An 18,695-nucleotide genomic window follows, 5' to 3' on the forward strand; every position below is an offset into this window, starting at 1 on the left:
GCGGCGGGGCGGGGCGGTTACCGGGTCCGGCGCGGGGCGCCGCGCTCCAGCCGCTCCAGCAGGGGGTGCACCTCGGCGCCCGCGGCCCCCACGGCGCGCCGTGCCCACCAGGCCGCCGCCAGGTTGGACGTCAGCAACGTGGTGCGGCCGAACTCGCGGTCCAGTTCGGCCAGGGCGGCCAGGGTGCCCATGCCCGTGCCGGTGAACAGGATCGCCCCGTCGTCGGGCAGGCCGGCCTCGCGGATCCGGCCGAGGAGGGTCCTGGTCGTCACCCGGTAGGGGTCGAACTCGTGGTCCTGCTCCTTCGGGTCCACGACGGCCGGGGCGAGGACGACGCGGTCGACGGCGACACCGGCCTGCTCCCAGAAGGAGCGGGACGTCTCCGTGAGCCAGTCCCAGTAGGGGGAGACGAGGGTCAGGCGGGATATCCCGAGTTCCTCGCACACCGCGAGGATGGCCTGCGTCGTCGACTGCACGGGATAGCCGAACGCCTCGGACAGTTCGGCCACGAAGGCCCGGTCGCCGTCGGGTCCCAGCAGATAGTGGGAGGCGTTGCAGGCCACGACGGAGGCGTCCAGGCGCATGCCGCCGAAGGTGGCGAGCGTGTCCGCGAGCACGTCGTTGTACCGCAGCATCGTTTCCTTCACGCCCATTCCGGGAGTCAGCGGGAAACGCGTGGTGTACACATTCAGCTCGGTGCCGATCAGACGGTTGAACTCCGGTTCGGCGAGCGGGTTTTCCGGGGGTACGACGAGCCCGAGCCGGGGCAGCGGGAAAATGTCCATGGCGGCACGTTAGTTGCCGCTCCGGATACCGGCCGCGGCAATCCGGCGGACTTGACATTCCGCCAGCGCAAACTTGCAACTCCTTTCCGTCCTGACACTTCTTGACAATCCGCTACAGAGAATTGACGGGACCGCCTTTACTCATTCCGGCGGCGCGTTGGAAGGTGGTGAACCGCCCCACACCCCGTCGAACGGAGTCGATCCATGCCCAGCGCCACCCTCACCGGCGCCTGCCCCGAGTGCGAGACCGAACTGACCGTCCCGCCGGTCGTCCAGGGCGAGACGCTGTCCTGCCCCGAGTGCATGCTGACCCTCCGCGTGGAGGACGTCGCGGACGGCCGGCTGACCCTGGAGATGGTCGAGGTCCAGCTGCGCGACTGGGGGCAGTGACAGCATGTCCGATGCCCCGTCCATCCCCATGTCGGCGACCCTGGCCGCCGACGAGGCCCTGGACCGCAGGCGACGGGCCGGGGAACAGGTCCTGCCCATGGCCGGCGGGGAGATCGGCCTGCCCGTGCTCGACGCGCTGCGCCGGCGGCTCGCCGCCGCGGCGGACGAGAACGCGTACGGCCCCGTGGCCGGCAGCCGGGCGCTGCGCGCCGCCGCCGCCGGGTACTGGGACCGGCGCGGTCTCGCCACCGATCCCGGGCTCGTCGTGGCCGGCCCGGGCAGCAAACCGCTGCTGTTCGCGCTGCTGCTCGCGCTCGGCGGGGACGTGGTCGTACCCGTGCCCAGCTGGGTCAGCTACGCCGCACAGGCCCGGCTCGTGGGAGCCCGTCCCGTCCCCGTGCCGATCGCGCCGGGCGAGGGCGGGGTGCCCGACCCGGAGCGGCTGCGCGCGGCCGTCACCGCGGCGCGGGCGGCCGGCCGGGACCCCCGGTGCGTGGTGGTGACCCTGCCGGACAACCCGACCGGCGCCGTCGCCTCCCCCGCCACCGTGCGCCGGCTCGCGGCGGCGGCCCGGGAGCTGGACCTCGTCATCGTCTCCGACGAGATCTACTGCGACCTCGTCTACGACACCTCGGTGCCCGCCGAGTCCCCGGCCCGGCACGCCCCGGAACGCACCGTCGTCACCACCGGGCTCACCAAGAACCTGGCCGTCGGCGGCTGGCGCACCGGTGTGGCCCGGCTGCCCGGCAGCGACACCGGGCGTGCCCTGCACGGCCGTCTGGTGTCGGTCGCCAGCCAGATCTGGTCCAGTCCGCCGGCGCCGGTGCAGGCCGCCGCCGCGTACGCGTTCGGGGAGCCGCCGGAGGTCGTCGAGCGCGTGGCGGCCGGCCGCCGGCTGCACGAGAGGGTGGTCCGTGCGGTCGCCGGCCGGTTCACCGGCGCGGGCGCCCTGCTCGCCCCGGTCCGCGCGACCTGCTACCTGTACCCGGACTTCACACCGCTGCGGGACCATCTGGCCCGGGTCCACGACGTGCACGGCGGTGCGGACCTGGTCCGGTTCCTCGGTGAGCGGCACGGCATCGGGCTGCTGCCGGCCGGCGCCTTCGGCGAGGACGGCGACCCCTTGCGGATCCGGGCCGCCACCAGCCGCCTGTACGGCGAGGCCGACGAGCAGCGCACCGCCGCGCTCGCGGCGGCCGACCCGCTCGAACTGCCCTGGATCCGCAGGAACCTGGAGCAGATCGACGCCGCGCTGGCCGATCTCACCGGCGCCCGCACCGCGCGGGCCTGAGCCGTTCCCGCCCCGGAGGATCCTCCCCCGCCGGGCTCGACCCTCACATCTAAGGCGACCGTCATGACCAGCGCCGAGCCGTCCACCGGCACCGCCGCCCCCGTCCCCGCACCCGGCACCGCGTCGGCGGCCGGGCAGAAGCTGCCGATGGCGGCCCTGCTCGCGCTGGCCGTCGCGGTGTTCATCACCAGTCTCACCGAGACCCTGCCCGCCGGGCTGCTGCCCGGCATGAGTGCCAGCCTGCACACCAGCGAGTCGGCCACCGGCCAGACGGTGACCGTCTACGCGCTGGGCACGGTGCTCACGGCCATCCCGCTGTCCGCCGCGACCGCGGCGTGGAGCCGCAAGCGCCTGCTGCTGGCCGCCATGGCCGGCTTCGCCGCCGCCAACACCGTCACCGCCCTGTCGGTGAACTACCCGCTCACCCTGGCCGCCCGGTTCGTCGCCGGGGTCGCCGCCGGACTGGCCTGGGCCCTGCTGGCCGGCTACGCCCGCCGCATGGTGGCCCCGCACCAGGAGGGCCGCGCCCTCGCGATCGCCATGGCCGGCATCCCCGTCGCCCTGTCGGTGGGCGTGCCGGCCGGCACCTTCCTGGGGCAGGTGGTCTCCTGGCAGGCCGCCTTCCTCGCGATGACCGCCCTGACCGTGGTGCTGCTCGCGTGGATCACGGCCGTGGCACCCGACCGCCCCGGCCGGCCGGCCGGCGGCGGGATCCCGGTGCGCAGCACCCTGCGCGTGCCGGGTGTCGCCGCGGTGCTGACCGTCACCCTGGTCTTCGTCCTGGCCCACACCCTGCTGTACGCCTACATCGCCACCTACCTGGACCACATCGGCATGGGCGGCCGGACCGACGCGGCCCTGCTGGTCTTCGGCGTCGCGTGCCTGGCCGGCATCTGGGCCGTCGGCGCCCTCATCCACCGGCACCTGCGCGCGCTGACCGTCGCGAGCACCCTGCTGGTCGGTGCCGCCGTCGCGGTCATGGGCGCCTTCTCCGGCACCGACGCCCTGGTCTACGCCGCCGCCGCCCTGTGGGGACTGGGCTGGGGCGGGGTGCCGACCCTGCTGCAGACCGCCGGCGGCCAGGCCGGCGGGGAGGCCGCCGAGGCGGCCCAGGCCATGCTCGTGACCCTGTGGAACGTCGCGATGGCCGGCGGCGGCATCGCCGGCGGCCTCCTGCTCGACGCCGTCGGCGCCGACGCCCTCCCCTGGACGGTGCTGGTCCTCCTGGTGCCGGTCCTCGCCATCGTGCTCGCGGCCCGCTCCCACGGGTTCCCGGCCGCCCACCCATCCGCCCACTCCTGAGGAGACCCCGACAGCCATGTCCATCATCTTCGAGTGCGAATACCAGGGCCGGCGGTACGCGGGCCACGGCCTGCCCGTGCCCGGCGGCCCGCTCACCCTGTACCCGGTGGCCGACGGGCAGCTGGCCGCGGCCCTCGTCGCGGGCCGCGGCCCCGAGGACCTGGGCTCCGCCGTGGCCGGCGAGGACGGCCGCATCGAGGTCGATCCCGGCGACGCCGGCCTGCGGTTCCTCCCGCCGCTGCTGCCGACCGCCTCCGACAACGCCCTGATCAACGGGTTCATGGGCACGCACCGCTCCAAGTTCGACCGCGCCCCGGAACCGGACGAGGAGTTCACCCCGCCGAATTACTACATCAAGGGCTTCGGTTCCTGGCTGCGGCTGCCCGACGAGCCGCTGACCACCCCGGCCGACCCGGTCTGGCTGCTGGAGGAGCCCGAGGTCGTCCTCGTGTACGCCAACGACGACCAGGGAGTCCCGCACTACGCCGGCTACACCTTCGGCAACGACCTGAACGACATCGGCCTGCACCTGAAGAACCCGTGGGCGTGGACGCCGTACGCCAAGCTGTGCGAGACCTCGATCGCGCCGTGGCTGTTCCTCGGGACCCCGCCGGAGCAGGTCACCGGCAGTGTCACCATCGAACGTGACGGTGCCCCGGCCTGGCAGGGCGGCTTCTCGTGCGGCGCCGACTCCCTCTTCCAGCGGATCCCGGACATGACGGAGTACCTGTTCTCGCACCCGCTGCTGCGCCGGCCGGGCCTGGTCAACTACCTGTTCCTCGGCGCGGACAAGGCCACGTACCACGACGGGTTCCGGATCGAGGACGGCGACCGGATGGTCATCGACGTGTCCAGCCACGGGGTGGTGCTGGCGAACGAGGTCCGGTACGGGGCGGCGGCCCCGAAGTAGCCCAGCCGGACGCTCCGGACGCTCCGGGCCGGTCGGGTGCGGGATCGGAATGTTCCCGCACCCGGCCGGCCCGGGCCTTTTCCATGACGGACCGCGCACGCGTGCGCGGCTGACGGAGGGACAGCAACGATGGTCGACGCCCTGTCCGTTCTCGACCTGGTGGCGGTCGGGGAGGGCCACACCACGCGGGAGGCCCTGCGGACCTCGGCGCGGCTCGCCCGCCTGGCCGAGGCCCGCGGTTTTTGCCGCTACTGGGTCGCCGAACACCACTCGATGCCCGGCATCGCCAGCAGCAGCCCCGCGGTGATCCTGGCGTACCTCGCCGCGCAGACCACCCGGATCCGGCTCGGTTCGGGGGGCGTCATGCTGCCCAACCACGCCCCGCTGGTCATCGCCGAACAGTTCAACACCCTGGAGGCGATGGCCCCCGGCCGGGTGGACCTCGGGCTCGGGCGCGCCCCGGGCACCGACCAGTCGACGGCGCGGGCGCTGCGGCGCACCGGGGGTCCGGCGACGGGCGACTCCTTCCCCGCCGACGTGGCCGAACTGATCGGCTTCCTGCACGACGACTTCCCCGACGGGCACCCCTACCGCCGGGTGCACGCCGTGCCCGGCCCGGTGCAGGGGTCCTCCGGCGGGCGGCCCGCGGTGTGGCTCCTCGGTTCGTCCGGGTTCAGCGCGCAGCTGGCCGGCCGGCTGGGGCTGCCCTTCGCCTTCGCCCACCACTTCGCCGCCCGCAACACGATGCCCGCGCTGGAGCTGTACCGGCAGACGTTCCGGCCCTCCCCCGTGCTGGCCGAGCCCTACACCGTCGTGGGCGTCTTCACGTTCGCCGCGGCGACCGAGCGGCAGGCCCGGGACCAGGCCCTCACCGGTGCGCTGACCACGCTGCGGTTCCGCAGCGGGCGCCCGGGGCTCGTACCGACCCCCGAGGAGGCCCGGGCGCACGTGTTCACCGGGTACGAGCGGGAGGTCCTCGGCGGCTGGCTGGAGAACGCCGTGCACGGCACCCCGGACGCGGTGCGGGAGCAGCTGGAGGAGCTGCGCAACCGGACGGGCGCCGACGAACTCATGCTCGCCTCCAACGCGCACGGCCTGGAGGAGCGGCTGACGTCGCTGTCGCTGATCGCCGACAGTTACGGGCTCGGGCACGTGGGGCCCGGCCCGGTGTAGGACTTCCCGTGCACGCGACAGCGCGGCGGCACCGTCCCGGGGGGGGCGGTGCCGCCGCGCTGGTGCGCCGGGCGGGTCAGGTTCCGGCGAGGCGGCGCCGGAGTTCGGCCTTCTTGACCTTGCCGGTGAGGGTCTTGGGCAGTGCCTCGACCAGGTCCAGCCGGTCCGGGAGGAAGCGGGGGTCCTGGCCGCGGCCGAGCAGGTGCTCCCGGATCTCCCGGAGCGTGGGGCGGACCCCGCCGCCGCGGGGCACGAGGACGGCCACGATGGGGTCGTCCGGCCGGCCGGTGGGCCCGACCAGCGTCGCCTCCGCGATCTTCGGGTGGGCGGAGAGGATCGCCTCCAGCTCGGCCATGGGGACGACGATCCCGTCCCGCAGGATCGCGTCCTTGGCCCGGCCCAGCACCCGGATGCCGCCGCGGCCGTCCTCCCGCGCCACATCGCCGGTGTCGAACCAGCCGTCCGCGGACAGCTCGGCGTCGAAGGCGGCCTGGTTGCGGTGGTAGCCGAGGGCCTGGGAGGCGCCGCGCACCCGCAGCCGGCCCACCCGGGCGCGCTCGCCGGAACCGCCGCCGTCGATGCGGATCTCCATGGCGTCGATCGGCCGGCCGTGGCTGTGCGCGGACCAGTCCTGGTCGTAGTCGAGCCGGCTGATGGTGATCGGCCCGAACTCGGACATGCCCCACACCGAGTACGTGGTGGTGTCGAAGGTGTCGCGCAGCTCGTCCACCAGCTCCTGGAGCACCGGCTGGGCGCCGGTGACGGTGTGGCGCAGGCTGGAGACGTCGTGCCGGTCGGCGCGCTGGGCGGCCGCCACGCCGAAGAGCGTGGGCGGCGGGCCGTACAGCAGGGTGGCCCGGTAGCGCTCCGCCAGGTCCAGCAGGCTGGTGTGGTTCCGGCCGTCCTGGAAGGCGACCGTCCCGCCGAGCATCACGCCGGCGAGGACGCCCTGGGCGAAGCCGGAGTAGTGCACCAGCGGGGTGGTGACGACGGCCACCAGGTCGTCGCGGAGCAGGAAGGTGTCCACGTAGCCGCGCACACCCGAGTGGACGGTGTTCTGGCTGTGCACGACTCCCTTGGAGAAGCCCGTGGTGCCGGAGGTGAAGAGCACCACGAACGGCTCGTCGGGCCCGAGCGCGCGGCCCTCCAGGTCGCCCGTGCGGGCGTCCTCCCAGGGCACCGTGACGAAGTGGCCGTGGAAGTCGAGCGTGCCCTCGGGAGCGTGCCCGCCGACCACGACCACGTCCTCCAGCGGCAGTCCGGGGCGCAGCGCGGCGATGTCCCGGGCGAGCGGACGGCCGTCCCACTCGGCGACGGTGACGCACAGCCGGGCCTCGGTGAGTTCGAGGCGGTGGCGCAGTTCCTCGCCCTGGCACTCCGGCGCGATGGGGCAGATGACGGCGCCGACGGCCATGCAGGCGTACATCAGCGGCACCATCTCCCACCGGTTGGGCAGCTGGACCGCGACGACGTCCCCCCGCCGGACGTCGAGTTCGAGCAGAGCCCCGGCGAACCGGTCGGTCAGCAGGGCGAGTTCGGCGTAGTCGAGGGTGTCGGTACGCGCCTCGTCCAGGCGGCGGCCGGCGACGGCCAGCTTGCGCGGCCGGATCCGGGCCTGCCGGCGCAGGTCGTCGAGGAACGTCTCGTCCCGCCACCAGCCGCGCGACCGGTACGCGGCCGCCCGGTCCGCCGCCGGCGCCGCGGCCGGCACCGGCGGGGAGGCGGGGGGAAGGGTCGTCGTCATCGCAGTTCTCCACGTCGTACCGAGAGCAGCTCCGGCAGCGGGTCGCCGACGCGGGCGGCGGCGATCTCCAGCAGGGCCCGGGTGTTGTCCCGGACCCGGTCGCCGATCCAGTCGAAGACCCACGCCTTGCGCGCCTCGGCCGGCAGGTCGAAGGGGACGACCCGGGTGACGGCGAGGGCCGCCGCGCCGGCGCCGCCGATGTTGGCGATGACGCCCGGCACGAGGGTGGCGCCGGCCGCCCGCGCCTTCTCCCGCGCCTCGGCGTCGGAGGCGAGGTTGGCGCCCTCGACCACCAGTGCGGCGCGCAGCCGGTGCGCGTTCCCGGCGTTCAGCGCGTGCTTCTGCGCCGCGAGGACCAGCAGGTCGGCGTCGACGTCGAGCCAGGCGTCCGGTCCCTCGGAGAGGGTGACCTGCTGCGGCAGGCGGGAGCGGTCGATCAGCCCGAACTCGTCGGTGACGGCGACCAGGCCGGCCACCGGCAGCCGGTCGGCGCTGATGGTGCCTTGGGCGTCGGCGACACCGACGACGACGTGGCCGCGGTCCTCCAGGAACCGGGCGACCGCCCGGCCGACCGCGCCGAAGCCCTGTACGACGACCCGGGCGGGTCCGGTGCGGCCGCTCGCCTCCAGGGCGGTGACGGCGGCGACGCCGACGCCGTGCCCGGTGACGTCGATGAGCGGCTCGTAGTAGGTGCGCCAGTCGATCGGCATGTCCGGGGCGCCCAGCCGGTAGCGCGGGTCGTAGCCCGCCTCGTCGAAGAACACGGCCCGGTCGGCGGGGGTGACGCCCATGTCGATGCCGAGGTGGATGCCGCCGTGCAGCAGCGGCTTGACGGTACGGCCGAAGGTGCGGAAGGTCTCCTCGCGGTTCCCGCCGCCGGAGACGATGCCGCCCTTGGCGCCGCCGATGCGCAGCCCCGCGAGGGTGAACTTGTGGGTCATGTCGCGGGCGAGGCCGGCCACTTCCTCCCGGGTCACCGTGGGGGTCATCCGCACGCCGCCCATGGCGAGGCCGTCGACCAGCGTGTCGATCACGACCCAGCTCTTGACGGCGCCGCCGCTGCCGTTCACATGCACGACGAGCGCGGGATCCTGCGTGGTGTCGTCAGCAAGGCTCATGTGCCGAGTACTCCTGTTCGTTCATGAGGTGCGTTCACTGGTAGAGCTGGGCGAAGCCGCGCAGGATCTCCAGGCCGTCGCTGCGGAACTCCAGGTGGGCCTGCGAGCCGTAGATGCGGCCGTCGTCGGAGCGCAGGAACTCCACGGGCGCGTGCTCGGAGCGGCCGATGGAGCGGAAGCCCGCCGGGGCCTCCTGGAGGTAGAGGGTGTGCCGGTGGAAGACCGTCACGGTCGGCTTCACATGGGTGAAGAGCGGATCCTCCTTGTCGACCTGGGCCTCGTAGCCGCCGACCCGCTGCGGGCCCTCGGCCAGCCGGCCGCCGCCTGCGACGGCGAGGATCTGCATGCCGCCGCAGATCCCGAAGACCGGGACGCCGGCGTTCATGACGAGGTCGACGAGCGGCTTGTAGTACTCCTGGTCGAAGGCGCGCACCTTGGTGCCGCTCAGCACGATGGCCTGGTAGCGGCCGTCGAGCCGGGCGGGCACCGCGGCCGGTTCGACGGTGTCGGTGTCCGAGCCGAGCGCTTCGAAGCGCCCGCGGAGCTGCTTCAGGGAGAGTGTGCGGTTGTTGACGACCAGCACACGGGATTTCGCCACGGGGGTGCTCCTCAGGTTCGCGTGATGACGGTGCCGGTGCGGGCGGCGAGCAGGTCCGTGACGGGTGCGCTGCCGATGACGACGCGCTCCACTCCCCGGTCCAGGGCCTCGCCCGCGGCCCGGAGCTTCTTGCGCATGCCGCCGGTGGCGCCCTTGTCGCGGAACCCGGCCGCCGCCTCGGCGCTGATCTGGCGCACCGGCTCGCCGTCGATCAGCAGGTGGGCGACGTCGGTGACGAGGATCAGGTCGGTGGCGCCGGTGGCCCCGGCGATGGCGGCGGCGGCCCGGTCGGCGTCGGTGTTGACCTCCTGGCCCGCGACGTTGCGGGCCAGCGGGGTGACGAGGCAGGCGCGCCCCGGCTCCAGTTCGGTCAGCGGCGCCGGGTCCACCCCGGTGATCGGGCCGACCAGGTTCTCCAGTTCGACCAGCTGCTTGTCCTTCCACCACCAGCGTTCGCCCGGGCCGGCGCTGACCAGGCCGTCGCTGCCGAGCAGCCGTTCGGCGGCGATGCCGCGCCGTTCGAGGCGGCTGAGCACCTCCCGGCCCAGCTCGGCGCTGACGGTCTTGATGTCCTCGATGACCTCGGGCGTGGTCCAGCGGCTCTGGTTACCGTACCGGTCGCGCAGGATCGCCGAGGGCTCGCTGTAGCGGGGGCTGAGCTGCTTGAGCGGCTTGGACCAGCCGTGGACGAGGACCAGCGGCCGCTCCCGGCCGTGCTCGGCCAGGTCGTCCCACCAGCCGCCGTCGAGGCCGGCCAGGCAGCTGCCGCCGAGCTTCACCACGGTCGGGGGCGGGGTCGGGGTGTCGGTCATGCGGGCATCACCGGCTGCATGGTCAGGCCCGTGTCCTCGGGCAGGCGGAAGCGCTTGTTCACGGCCTGTACGGCCTGTCCGGCGGCGCCCTTGACCAGGTTGTCCAGGGCGGCGAGGACGACGATGCGGCCACCGTCCGGGTCGTGCAGGGCGGTGACGTCGCAGTAGTTGGAGCCGAGCACGGCCTGCGGGTCGGGCACCGGGATCAGCGTCTCGTTGTGCCGCCGCACCCGTACGAAGCCGTGCCCCTTGTAGAACCGCAGGTACGCGCGTTGCAGCTCCCGCTGGTCCACCGGCTCGTCGGTGTACACGTAGACACTGGCGAGCAGACCGCGCACGTGCGACACCCCGTACGCCGACATGGCGAGGGAGCCGACGCTGCCGGGCTTGCTGCGCAGCAGGAAGTCGCTGACCTCGGCGGCGTGCCGGTGGCCGGTGGGGGCGTACGGCGCGATGGCGCCGTTGCGCAGCGGGTGCAGGTCCGGCACGCGCAGTTGCAGGCCGCCGCCGCTGGAGCCGCTCTTGCCGTCGATCACGACGGTGCGCAGGTTCAGCCCGAGCCCCAGGGTCAGCGGGGCGAGCCCCAGGGTGATGGCGGTGGCGTAGCAGCCGGGCACCGAGATCAGCGGGGCGTCCACCAGCTGGTCGCCGACCAGCTCCGGCACGCCGTAGACGAAGCGGTCGGCCAGCTCGGTGGTCCGCTCGGCCTTCGGGTACCAGCGGTCGTGCAGCTCCGGGGTGCGGATGCGGAAGGCACCGCTCAGGTCGGTGACGCAGGGCACCCGGTCGGCGAGTTCCGCGGCGATGCGGGCGGAGACCGGGGCGGGCGTGGCGAGGAACACCACGTCGCACCGCTCGGCCACCCGGTCGGCCGTGACGGGCTCGACGGTCACGCCCAGGTCGAGACGGAGCCCGGGGTGCAGCTCGGCCGGCCGCCGGCCGGCGCTGGAGTTGCCGCCCAGGTAGGTCAGTTCGAGTTCGGGGTGCTGAGTGACCAGCCTGATGAGTTCTCCGCCGGCGAGCCCGGACGCGCCGACGATTCCCACACGGATCATTCGAGTGTCTCCTGGACGTGACGGACGACGACCGACGCGATGTCGACCCCGGTCGTCGATGCCACTCCCCGCCAGGCGGGGGCGTGGTTGACCTCGTTGACGAGATAGCCGGACGGGGTCCTGAACAGGTCGACCCCGTAGATGCCGGCGCCGAGCCGGTCCACGACACCGTCCACGATCTTCTGCACGTCGGGGTCGTGGGCGAGTGCCCGGCTCCGGTTGCCCAGGGCCGCGTTGCTGCGCCAGTCGGCGCCCGCGCTCTCGAACTCGGCGGCGGCGACGATCTCCCGGCCGACGACCAGGCAGCGGACCGACCCGCCGCCGAGGTACGGCTCCACCAGGCAGGCCTGCTCGAAGGCGTGGCCCAGGTCCTCGACGTAGTCGTACACGGACTGCGCCAGGTCGGCGTCGCGGACCAGGGTGACGCGTTTGCCCATGCCGCCGTAGACCGGCTTGAGCACGACCGGCACGCCCAGCTCCTCGACCGCCCGCCCGAAGTCCTTGCGGGACAGCACGAGCCTGAAGTCCGGTACCGCGACGCCCGCTTCGCGCAGGACGGCGCGCAGGACCAGCTTGTTCTCGCAGGAGTGGATCGCGGCGGCGGTGTTCAGGACACGGAAGCCGTCGGCCTCGGCGAGGGTGGCGATCAGTCCGCCGCGGGTGTAGCTGCGGCTGCGCACCATCAGCGCGTCGTAGTCCTTGACGGACAGGGCGTCGCGGTGACCGGCGCACAGGGACTCGTCGTTGACCCAGTCGATGCGCAGCCCGGATTCCCCGGCGGTCTCGATCAGCCGGCGTTCCTCCCAGCCGACCCGGTCCGCGACGACGGCGACTCGGTTGGCCATGTCACTGGCCCCAGTCGCGGAGCTGGACCTCGACCATCTCCAGGGTCAGCCGGCCGTCGGCGATGCCCTCGACGCGCAGCGTCAGCATGCACTCGGGGCAGGAGAGGGTCTCACCCTCGACCATCTCGGGCACGGTCAGGTCGGTCTCGCACTCGGGGCACGAACCGGTCAGGACAGCGGTGCTCATGGCGGAACTCCGATCGTGGTGACGGGGTTGGGGGAAGGACGGACGTGCGGAGCGCGGGCGGGTACGGCGCTCAGGCGGCCTGGAAGTCGACGGCGGCCTTGCGGACCGCCTCCTGGTCCAGGACCGGGGCGCCGCTGCGCTCCTGCCGCTCGACGAGCCAGGCGGTGAAGGCCTCGGCGTCGACGTCGACGCCCGAACCGGCGAGCGCCCACTTGACGAGGGCGGGCGTGAGCCGGGTGCGCACGCGCAGCTCCCGGGTGTTGCCGACGAGTTCGGCCGGCAGGGTCTCGTACGCCTCCGGGTGGCTGAGCTGGCCCGGCAGTTCGTAGGCGAAGGCGTGCGGCGTGGTCGGACCGGACTGGAAGGCGCTGCCGAGACCGGCGCCCCTGAGGGCCACCCGGGACAGCTCCGTGAGGTGGGTCAGGTCGAACCGGGTGTCGCCGTGGACGACGCGCAGCGAGGTGAGCAGCTCGGCCAGCGGGGCGTTGCCGCCGCGCTCGCCGATGCCGCCGACGGTCGCCGAGATCCACTGCGCGCCCGCGCGGACGGCGGCCAGGGAGTTGGCGACGGCCATGCCCAGCATGTTGTGCGAGTGGATCTCGATCTCGGAGCCGTCGATGGCGGTGAGGTCGGCGACGACCTCCTCCATCTGCCAGGGCGACAGGTACGCGACGGTCTCCGCGAGCCGGAACCGGTCGGCCCCGGCCTCGAAGCCGGCGGTGACGTAGGGGACGAGCCGCCCCTTGGGGGTGCGGGCGCCGTCCTCGCCGCTGAACGTGACGTGGAAGCCGCGCTCCTTGGCCTGCGAGATCGCCGAACGCGCCAGCACGTTGAGGAACTTGGCGCTGGGCGAGCCGAGCTTCAGCTTGGCGTGCTGCTCGGAGGTGGGGATGGAGTACATGATGTGCCGCACGCCCAGGCGTTCGGCCTCGTCCAGGGCCTTCCCCACCTGCTCGCGGTCGCGCACCACCACGAGCGTCATGCTGCGCTCGGGACCGATCGCCTCGTGCGTGGCGAGGACCAGGTCGGCGTCCTTGGATCCCGGGCCGGAGACCATGCCGACCTCGACCAGGTCGATACCGGTCTTCACCAGCAGTCCGGCGATGACGGTGGCGTCCTTCGGCCCGAATTCGACACCGCCCATGTGGGCGGAGTCGCGCAGGGTCGCGTCGGACAGACGGGGCAGCCGCGGAAGGCTTCCCTCGTTCGCTGATTCAGCCATTGCGTTCCCTCCTTTTCCAGAGCCTGCTTCCTTTTCGACACCGAACATGCTGCGCGACCCCGTGCAAAGAAGCGCTGCGCGCACTGTCAGAGCTCTGTCAAGGGCTGTCAGGGAATGTCACGCCGGGCAAGAAGTGCGCGTGATTCCTCCGGCTCCGACAATTCCGGGAACCGCCGCACGGAACCGGAATGCGGAAAAGCCCCCGCCGGCCGGGCCGGCGGGGGCTTGGGTGCGGGGCCGTCGCGGCGGACGGGCCCGGGTCAGGTGGTGTAGCCGCCGTCGACGGCGAGGGAGGTGCCGGTGATGTAGCGGCCGGCCGGTCCCGCCAGGTAGGCCACCGCGGCGGCGATGTCCTCCACCTCGCCGTACCGGCCGAGGGCGGTGAGGGAGGCCTGCCACTCGGCGGAGTCGCCGTCGGCCGGGTTCATGTCGGTGTCGATGGGGCCCGGGTCCACGAGCGTGGCGGTGATCCCGCGCGGCCCCAGCTCCCGGGCCAGCCCCTTGGTCAGACCGACGAGGGCGGCCTTGGCCGTCGCCTGGAGGACGAAGTTCCCCGCGGGGACACGGCCGTTGAAGCAGGAGCCGATGCTGATGATCCGGCCGCCGTCGCCCATGTGCCGGGCGGCGGCCTGCGCGGCCAGGAACACCGACCGGACGTCGGCGGCGAGCACCTTGTCCAGGTACTCGGGGGTCACCTCGTCCAGCGGGCCGTAGGCGAGGAAGCCCGCGTTGTTCACCAGGATGTCGATACCGCCCAGTTCGCGGACGGTCTGCTCCACGGCCTCGGCGGCGTCGTCCGGGCGGGTCAGGTCGGCCCGGACGACCGCGGCCCGGCCGCCGTCCGCCTCGATCGCCTTGGCGACCTCGCGGGCCTGGTCCTCCGCCTGGACGTAGGTCACCGCGACCGCCGCTCCCGCGTCGGCCAGCCGCCTCGCCACCGCCGCGCCGATACCGCGGCTGCCGCCGGTCACCAACGCCACTTTGCCGGTCAGGTCACTCATCGATCGTTCCTCCGTAGCCGGTTCGCTGTTCGCCGTGCCGCTACGCTAAAAGCTGACACCGGTGTGAGATTCAAGTCCCTTCGGGACACAGGGGGTCGGACCATGCGGATCGGTGAACTGGCCAGGCGCAGCGGAGTGAGCGAGCGGTCGCTGCGCTACTACGAGGCACAGGGCCTGCTCCAGGCGGAGCGGACCCCCGGCGGCCACCGGGACTACGGCGACTGGGCCGTCGACCGGGTCATTCGCATCCAGGCGCTGTACGCCGCGGGCCTGAACAGCAAGAAGATCGCCCAGCTGCTGCCGTGCATGCGGGACGGCGACGGCGCACCGAGCGAGAGCGCGACGCCCCGGCTCGTCGACGAACTCAGCGCCGAGCGCGACCGGCTGGACCGGATGATCGCCGACCTGGTCCGCTCCCGGGACGTCCTGGACGGCATCATCAGCACCGCCTCGACGGGCCTGGGCGCGGCCGCCCTCTCCGGCGGCGGCTGAGCCTTCCCCGGCGCGGCTCAGGCGGCCCGGTCCGCCAGTCCGGCCAGGGTGGTGCGGGCGTGGCGCTCCGCCTCGGCGGGGCTCAGGCCCGTCCCGCGCTCGAACGCCTCGGTGAAGGCGCGCCGGCCCAGGACGGCGCGGGCCGCCGCGGTGACACGGTCGACGTCGCCGCGTTCGGCGGGCGGCAGGGGCGCGCCGACGCTGCGGCGCGCGGCGTGGGCGGCGCCCAGGAGCAGGGCCGCACAGGTGGCGCCGGGCCGGTCGCCGCCCAGCGCGGCCGTGCCGGCGAGCCCCTCCAGGCAGAGGGCGAGGGCGCGCGGCTCGTCCAGGGAGCGGGCGGTCGTGAGGCTGCGCAGGTGGTGGGCGGCGGACCGGGCTGCGTCGCCGCGGAGTTCGGCGAGGAAACCGAGTTCGGCGTGGAGCAGGTGGTCGCCGGCCGGTGAGGAGACGTCGGCGTGGGCGTCGCGGATGCGCAGCAGGTGCGCCTCGGCCGCGTCGATGTCGCCGGAGCGGCGGGCGCCGAGGGCCAGACCCATGTCGGCGTGGATCTCGCCGTACTTGTAGCCCTGCTCGACGGCGATGCGGCGGGCCTGCTCGTGCAGTGCGCGGGCGCGGTCGAAGTCGCGGGCGAGCAGCGCGAGACGGCCGAGCCCGGAGAGGCGGGCCGACACCTCGGCCTCCAGGCTCAGCTCCCGGGCGATCTGGAGTCCTTCGTGCTGCCGGTGCGCCGCCTGCTCGTACTCGCCCTTGATCTCGGCGAGCGCGGCGAGCGGTGAGACGGTCTGCAGCTCGCCCCACCGGTCGCCCAGGCCGCGGAAGAGGGCGCGGCTGCGCTGTCCGTCGCGGGCCAGGCCGTCCAGGTCGCCGCGGACCAGGGCGAGCGCCGCCCGCAGGCCGAGCGCGGCGGCGATCCCCCACTGCTCGTCGGCGGCCTCGAAGTGGATCAGCGCGCGGGTGTTCAGGGCGCGGCTGCCGTCCAGGTCGCCGACGCTGAACCGGCCGTAGGCGTTGAGCCACAGCGCCCGGGCGCGGCGCACCGGGTCGGGTACGGCGTCGGCGTGGCAGGTCACCGTGCGCTCCCCGGTCAGCAGGCCGAAAGCGCAGTGCAGCAGGGCGAGTTCGGGGTCACAGCGGCCTGCGGTGGCGGTGAGGACGGCGGCCAGGCCGCGGCGGGCCTCGGTGAGGCGGCCACGCAGCAGCCACCACCAGGACAGGGCGGTGGCGAGCCGTACGGCTTCCCCGCTGTGCCCCGCCGCGGCGCGGCGCACCGCCTCGTCCAGGGCGGCGCGCAGGTTGCACGCCTCGGTGTCCAGGCGGGTCAGCCAGTCCCGTTGCCGCGGACCGCGCAGCCGCTGCTCGGCGTGTTCGGCGAGGGCGAGGTAGTGCCGCAGGTGGCGTCGGCGGGCCGCGGGCTCGTCGGCGCTCTCGCGCAGCCGCTCGTTGGCGTAGGCGGCGACCGACTCCAGCAGGCGGTAACGGGGCCCGGCCGGGCCGGCCGTGACGACGACGAGGGACTTCTCGACCAGCCGGGTGACGAGGTCCAGCACCGCCCCACGGGCCACGCCCTCGCCCGCGCACACCGCCTCCGCCGCGTCGAGGCCGCAGCCGTCGCGGTGCACGGCGAGCCGGCTCAGCACGAGGCGTTCGGGCGTGCTCAGCAGCTCCCAGCTCCAGTCGATCACCGCGCGCAGGGTCTGCTGGCGGGCGGGCGCGCCCCGCTGTCCGGAGGTCAGTACCCGGAACCGGTCGCCGAGGCGGGCGGCCAGCTCCCGTACGCCGAGGGCGCGGACCCGGGTCGCCGCGAGCTCCAGGGCGAGCGGGATGCCGTCCAGGCGGCGGCAGATCTCAGCCACGGCTGCGTGGTCGGCCGCGGCGGCCTCGCCGGTGCCGAGCCGGAAGCCCGGCGCGCAGTCGGCGGCCCGCTCGGCGAACAGGCGTACGGCGTCCGGGGTGGGCAGCGGTTCCACCAGGAACACCGCCTCGCCGGCCAGGGCGAGGGGTTCCTGGCTGGTGGTGAGGACGCGCAGCCGGGGGGCGCTGCGCAGGAGCAGCGCGACCAGCTCGGCGGCGGCCGCGACGACATGCTCGCAGTTGTCCAGCACGAGGAGGGTACGGCGGTCGCGCAGGGCCGCGCTCAGCCGGTGCACGGGGGAGGTGGCGCCGGCGCCGGTGACGGGCGGGGCAGCGGGGGCGTCGTCCCGGATGCCGAGGGTCGCGGCGACGAGGTCGGCGAGGTCGTCGGGGGTGGCGCCGCGGACCCCGGCGAACTCGACGAACCAGGCCCCGTCGGGCAGCCCGGCACCCCCACCCGCGGTCTCCCGCGCGGCAGCCACCGCCAGCCGCGTCTTCCCCACCCCGCCGGGCCCGGTGAGAGTCACCAGCCGCTGCTTGTCGAGAAGTCGGCAAACCCGCCCGAGGCTCTCCTCCCGCCCGATGAGCGCGGTGAGCGGAACGGGCAGGTCACCGGGAACGGGAGCACCCTCCGAAGCCCCCGCGGCACCGGCCGGAAGCTCTACGGCACCGGCCGCAACCACTGCAGTGGCGGGCTGAGTTGTCGCCGGGCCGGACGCATCCCTCGCAGCACCGGGCGGAGTCACCGCGAGACCGGGTCCAACCCCCGCAGCATCGGCCGAAGTCACCGCGCCGCTAGCCGCAACCCCCGCAGCGCCGACCGGAGTTACCGCAAGACCGGGCGCAACCGCCTCAACACTGGGCGGAACCACGGCGGGGCCCCCCGGAACCACCGCAGCACCGGCCGCAACCCCCGCGGCATCGGCCGAAGTCACCGCGCCGCCGGCCACAACGCCCGCAGCGCCCAGCGGAGTTACCGCAAGACCGGGCGCAACCGCCGCAGCACCGGGCGGAGTCACCGGGAAGCCGGAGGGAGTCACCGGGAAGCCGGGCGGAGTCACCGGGAAGCCGGGCGGAGTCACCGCGGCACCAGCCGGTGCCGGGGCTGTCGGCAGCAGGGCCGGGTCCTGGCGGAGCATCGCCCGGTGCAGTGCGCTCACCGCGGGGCCGGGGCACGCGCCCAGCTCGTCGGCGAGGCGGGTGCGCAGGTCCTCGTACGACGCGAGCGCCTCGCCCTGGTGGCCGGCCCGGTACAGCGCCTGCATCTGCACCACCCGCAGCCGCTCCCGCAGCGGGTGCTCGGCCACCAGCGCGGCCAGTTCCCCGGCGAGCAGCAGGTGGTCCCCCGCCGCCAGGCGGGCCTCGGCCCGTTCCTCCAGCACGGCCAGCCGCTGTTCCGCCAGGCACTCGCGGGCCGCCCGGGCGAACTCCTCGTCGGCGAAGTCCGCGTAGGCCGGTCCGCGCCACAGTCCGAGCGCGTCGGTGAGCAGGGCCGCCCGCGCCCGCGGGTCGGTGACGGAGCGGGCCTGGGCGACGAGGCGGCCGAACCGTGCGACGTCCACGTCGTCGGCCGGGTCGAGCCGCAGCCGGTAGCCCGGGGGCTGCCGTACCAGCCGCTCGCGGCCGAGCACCCGGCGCAGCTGGGAGACCTTGGCCTGGAGCGCGCCCGCCGGGTTGCCGGGGAGGTGGTCGCCCCACAGGTCGTGGATGAGCCGGTCGGCGGAGACGGGGCCGCCCTCGTGCGCGAGCAGATCCGCGAGCAGCGCCCGCACCTTGGTCTCGGCGACCCGGACCGGCTCCCCTTCGTCGTCCCACACCGCGAGTGGTCCGAGCACCCCTAACCGCATGTGCGCCACCGTACCCGTTCCGTGAACGCGCCAGGCGGGCCCGGCCCCGGATCGTCCGGTTCCGGCCCCCGT

17 protein-coding genes are annotated in these 18,695 nt (G+C 74.2%); 6 read left to right on the forward strand and 11 right to left on the reverse strand.

Annotation, left to right across the window (positions count from 1 at the left end):
- Positions 1 to 17: 17 nt before the first annotated feature.
- A complete protein-coding gene (locus IG05_RS0138130; RefSeq protein WP_030348706.1) occupies positions 18 to 785 on the reverse strand; it encodes an arylmalonate decarboxylase in 768 nt (255 codons plus the stop codon).
- Positions 786 to 989: 204 nt separating this feature from the next.
- Between IG05_RS0138130 and IG05_RS0138135 the strand changes: the two genes are divergently transcribed.
- From IG05_RS0138135 to IG05_RS0138155, 5 genes are all read left to right on the forward strand, one after another.
- Positions 990 to 1,175: a hypothetical protein gene (locus IG05_RS0138135; RefSeq protein ID WP_030348707.1), complete on the forward strand. Its 186-nt coding sequence runs from the start codon at positions 990 to 992 to the stop codon at positions 1,173 to 1,175.
- Positions 1,176 to 1,179: 4 nt separating this feature from the next.
- Positions 1,180 to 2,466 (forward strand): aminotransferase class I/II-fold pyridoxal phosphate-dependent enzyme, encoded by a 1,287-nt coding sequence (locus IG05_RS0138140; RefSeq protein WP_030348708.1) that lies wholly within the window; start codon positions 1,180 to 1,182, stop codon positions 2,464 to 2,466.
- Between the two features lie 63 nt (positions 2,467 to 2,529).
- Positions 2,530 to 3,768 (forward strand): MFS transporter, encoded by a 1,239-nt coding sequence (locus IG05_RS0138145; protein WP_030348709.1) that lies wholly within the window; start codon positions 2,530 to 2,532, stop codon positions 3,766 to 3,768.
- A gap of 16 nt (positions 3,769 to 3,784) precedes the next feature.
- A complete protein-coding gene (locus tag IG05_RS0138150; protein ID WP_030348710.1) occupies positions 3,785 to 4,678 on the forward strand; it encodes a hypothetical protein in 894 nt (297 codons plus the stop codon).
- Between the two features lie 129 nt (positions 4,679 to 4,807).
- Entirely contained in the window at positions 4,808 to 5,851 is a 1,044-nt protein-coding gene (locus IG05_RS0138155; RefSeq protein WP_051790695.1) for an LLM class flavin-dependent oxidoreductase, read from the forward strand.
- Between the two features lie 76 nt (positions 5,852 to 5,927).
- Here IG05_RS0138155 and IG05_RS0138160 read toward each other — a convergent pair whose 3' ends face one another.
- From IG05_RS0138160 to IG05_RS0138200, 9 genes are all read right to left on the reverse strand, one after another.
- Entirely contained in the window at positions 5,928 to 7,595 is a 1,668-nt protein-coding gene (locus IG05_RS0138160; protein WP_030348712.1) for an AMP-binding protein, read from the reverse strand.
- On the reverse strand, positions 7,592 to 8,713 hold the full coding sequence (locus tag IG05_RS0138165; RefSeq protein ID WP_051790698.1) for a Glu/Leu/Phe/Val dehydrogenase dimerization domain-containing protein: 1,122 nt from the start codon (positions 8,711 to 8,713) through the stop codon (positions 7,592 to 7,594). The genes IG05_RS0138160 and IG05_RS0138165 overlap by 4 nt, the downstream gene beginning before the upstream one ends.
- A gap of 34 nt (positions 8,714 to 8,747) precedes the next feature.
- A complete protein-coding gene (locus IG05_RS0138170) occupies positions 8,748 to 9,311 on the reverse strand; it encodes a type 1 glutamine amidotransferase (protein WP_030348714.1) in 564 nt (187 codons plus the stop codon).
- An 11-nt stretch (positions 9,312 to 9,322) separates the two neighbouring features.
- Positions 9,323 to 10,123, reverse strand: a complete 801-nt coding sequence (locus IG05_RS0138175; RefSeq protein ID WP_030348715.1) for an acetylglutamate kinase — start codon at positions 10,121 to 10,123, stop codon at positions 9,323 to 9,325.
- Positions 10,120 to 11,178, reverse strand: coding sequence for an N-acetyl-gamma-glutamyl-phosphate reductase (gene argC, locus IG05_RS0138180; protein ID WP_030348716.1), 1,059 nt, complete (start codon positions 11,176 to 11,178; stop codon positions 10,120 to 10,122). Before argC ends, IG05_RS0138175 begins: the two co-directional genes overlap by 4 nt.
- Positions 11,175 to 12,023 carry an ATP-grasp domain-containing protein gene (locus tag IG05_RS0138185; protein ID WP_030348717.1) on the reverse strand — a complete coding sequence of 283 codons (849 nt, stop codon included), beginning with the start codon at positions 12,021 to 12,023 and terminating at the stop codon, positions 11,175 to 11,177. Before IG05_RS0138185 ends, argC begins: the two co-directional genes overlap by 4 nt.
- Before the next feature lies 1 nt (position 12,024).
- Positions 12,025 to 12,210 (reverse strand): hypothetical protein, encoded by a 186-nt coding sequence (locus tag IG05_RS0138190; RefSeq protein ID WP_030348718.1) that lies wholly within the window; start codon positions 12,208 to 12,210, stop codon positions 12,025 to 12,027.
- A gap of 70 nt (positions 12,211 to 12,280) precedes the next feature.
- Entirely contained in the window at positions 12,281 to 13,432 is a 1,152-nt protein-coding gene (locus IG05_RS0138195) for an isopropylmalate synthase (RefSeq protein ID WP_030348719.1), read from the reverse strand.
- 260 nt (positions 13,433 to 13,692) lie between these two features.
- Positions 13,693 to 14,433: an SDR family NAD(P)-dependent oxidoreductase gene (locus IG05_RS0138200; protein WP_030348720.1), complete on the reverse strand. Its 741-nt coding sequence runs from the start codon at positions 14,431 to 14,433 to the stop codon at positions 13,693 to 13,695.
- 102 nt (positions 14,434 to 14,535) lie between these two features.
- Between IG05_RS0138200 and IG05_RS0138205 the strand changes: the two genes are divergently transcribed.
- Positions 14,536 to 14,925, forward strand: a complete 390-nt coding sequence (locus IG05_RS0138205) for a MerR family transcriptional regulator (protein WP_030348721.1) — start codon at positions 14,536 to 14,538, stop codon at positions 14,923 to 14,925.
- A 17-nt stretch (positions 14,926 to 14,942) separates the two neighbouring features.
- Here IG05_RS0138205 and IG05_RS0138210 read toward each other — a convergent pair whose 3' ends face one another.
- On the reverse strand, positions 14,943 to 18,623 hold the full coding sequence (locus IG05_RS0138210; protein ID WP_063760127.1) for an AfsR/SARP family transcriptional regulator: 3,681 nt from the start codon (positions 18,621 to 18,623) through the stop codon (positions 14,943 to 14,945).
- Positions 18,624 to 18,695 lie beyond the last annotated feature (72 nt).

The sequence above is a fragment of the Streptomyces sp. NRRL S-1022 genome (assembly GCF_000720135.1).
In the GTDB taxonomy this organism is placed as follows: Bacteria; Actinomycetota; Actinomycetes; order Streptomycetales; family Streptomycetaceae; genus Streptomyces.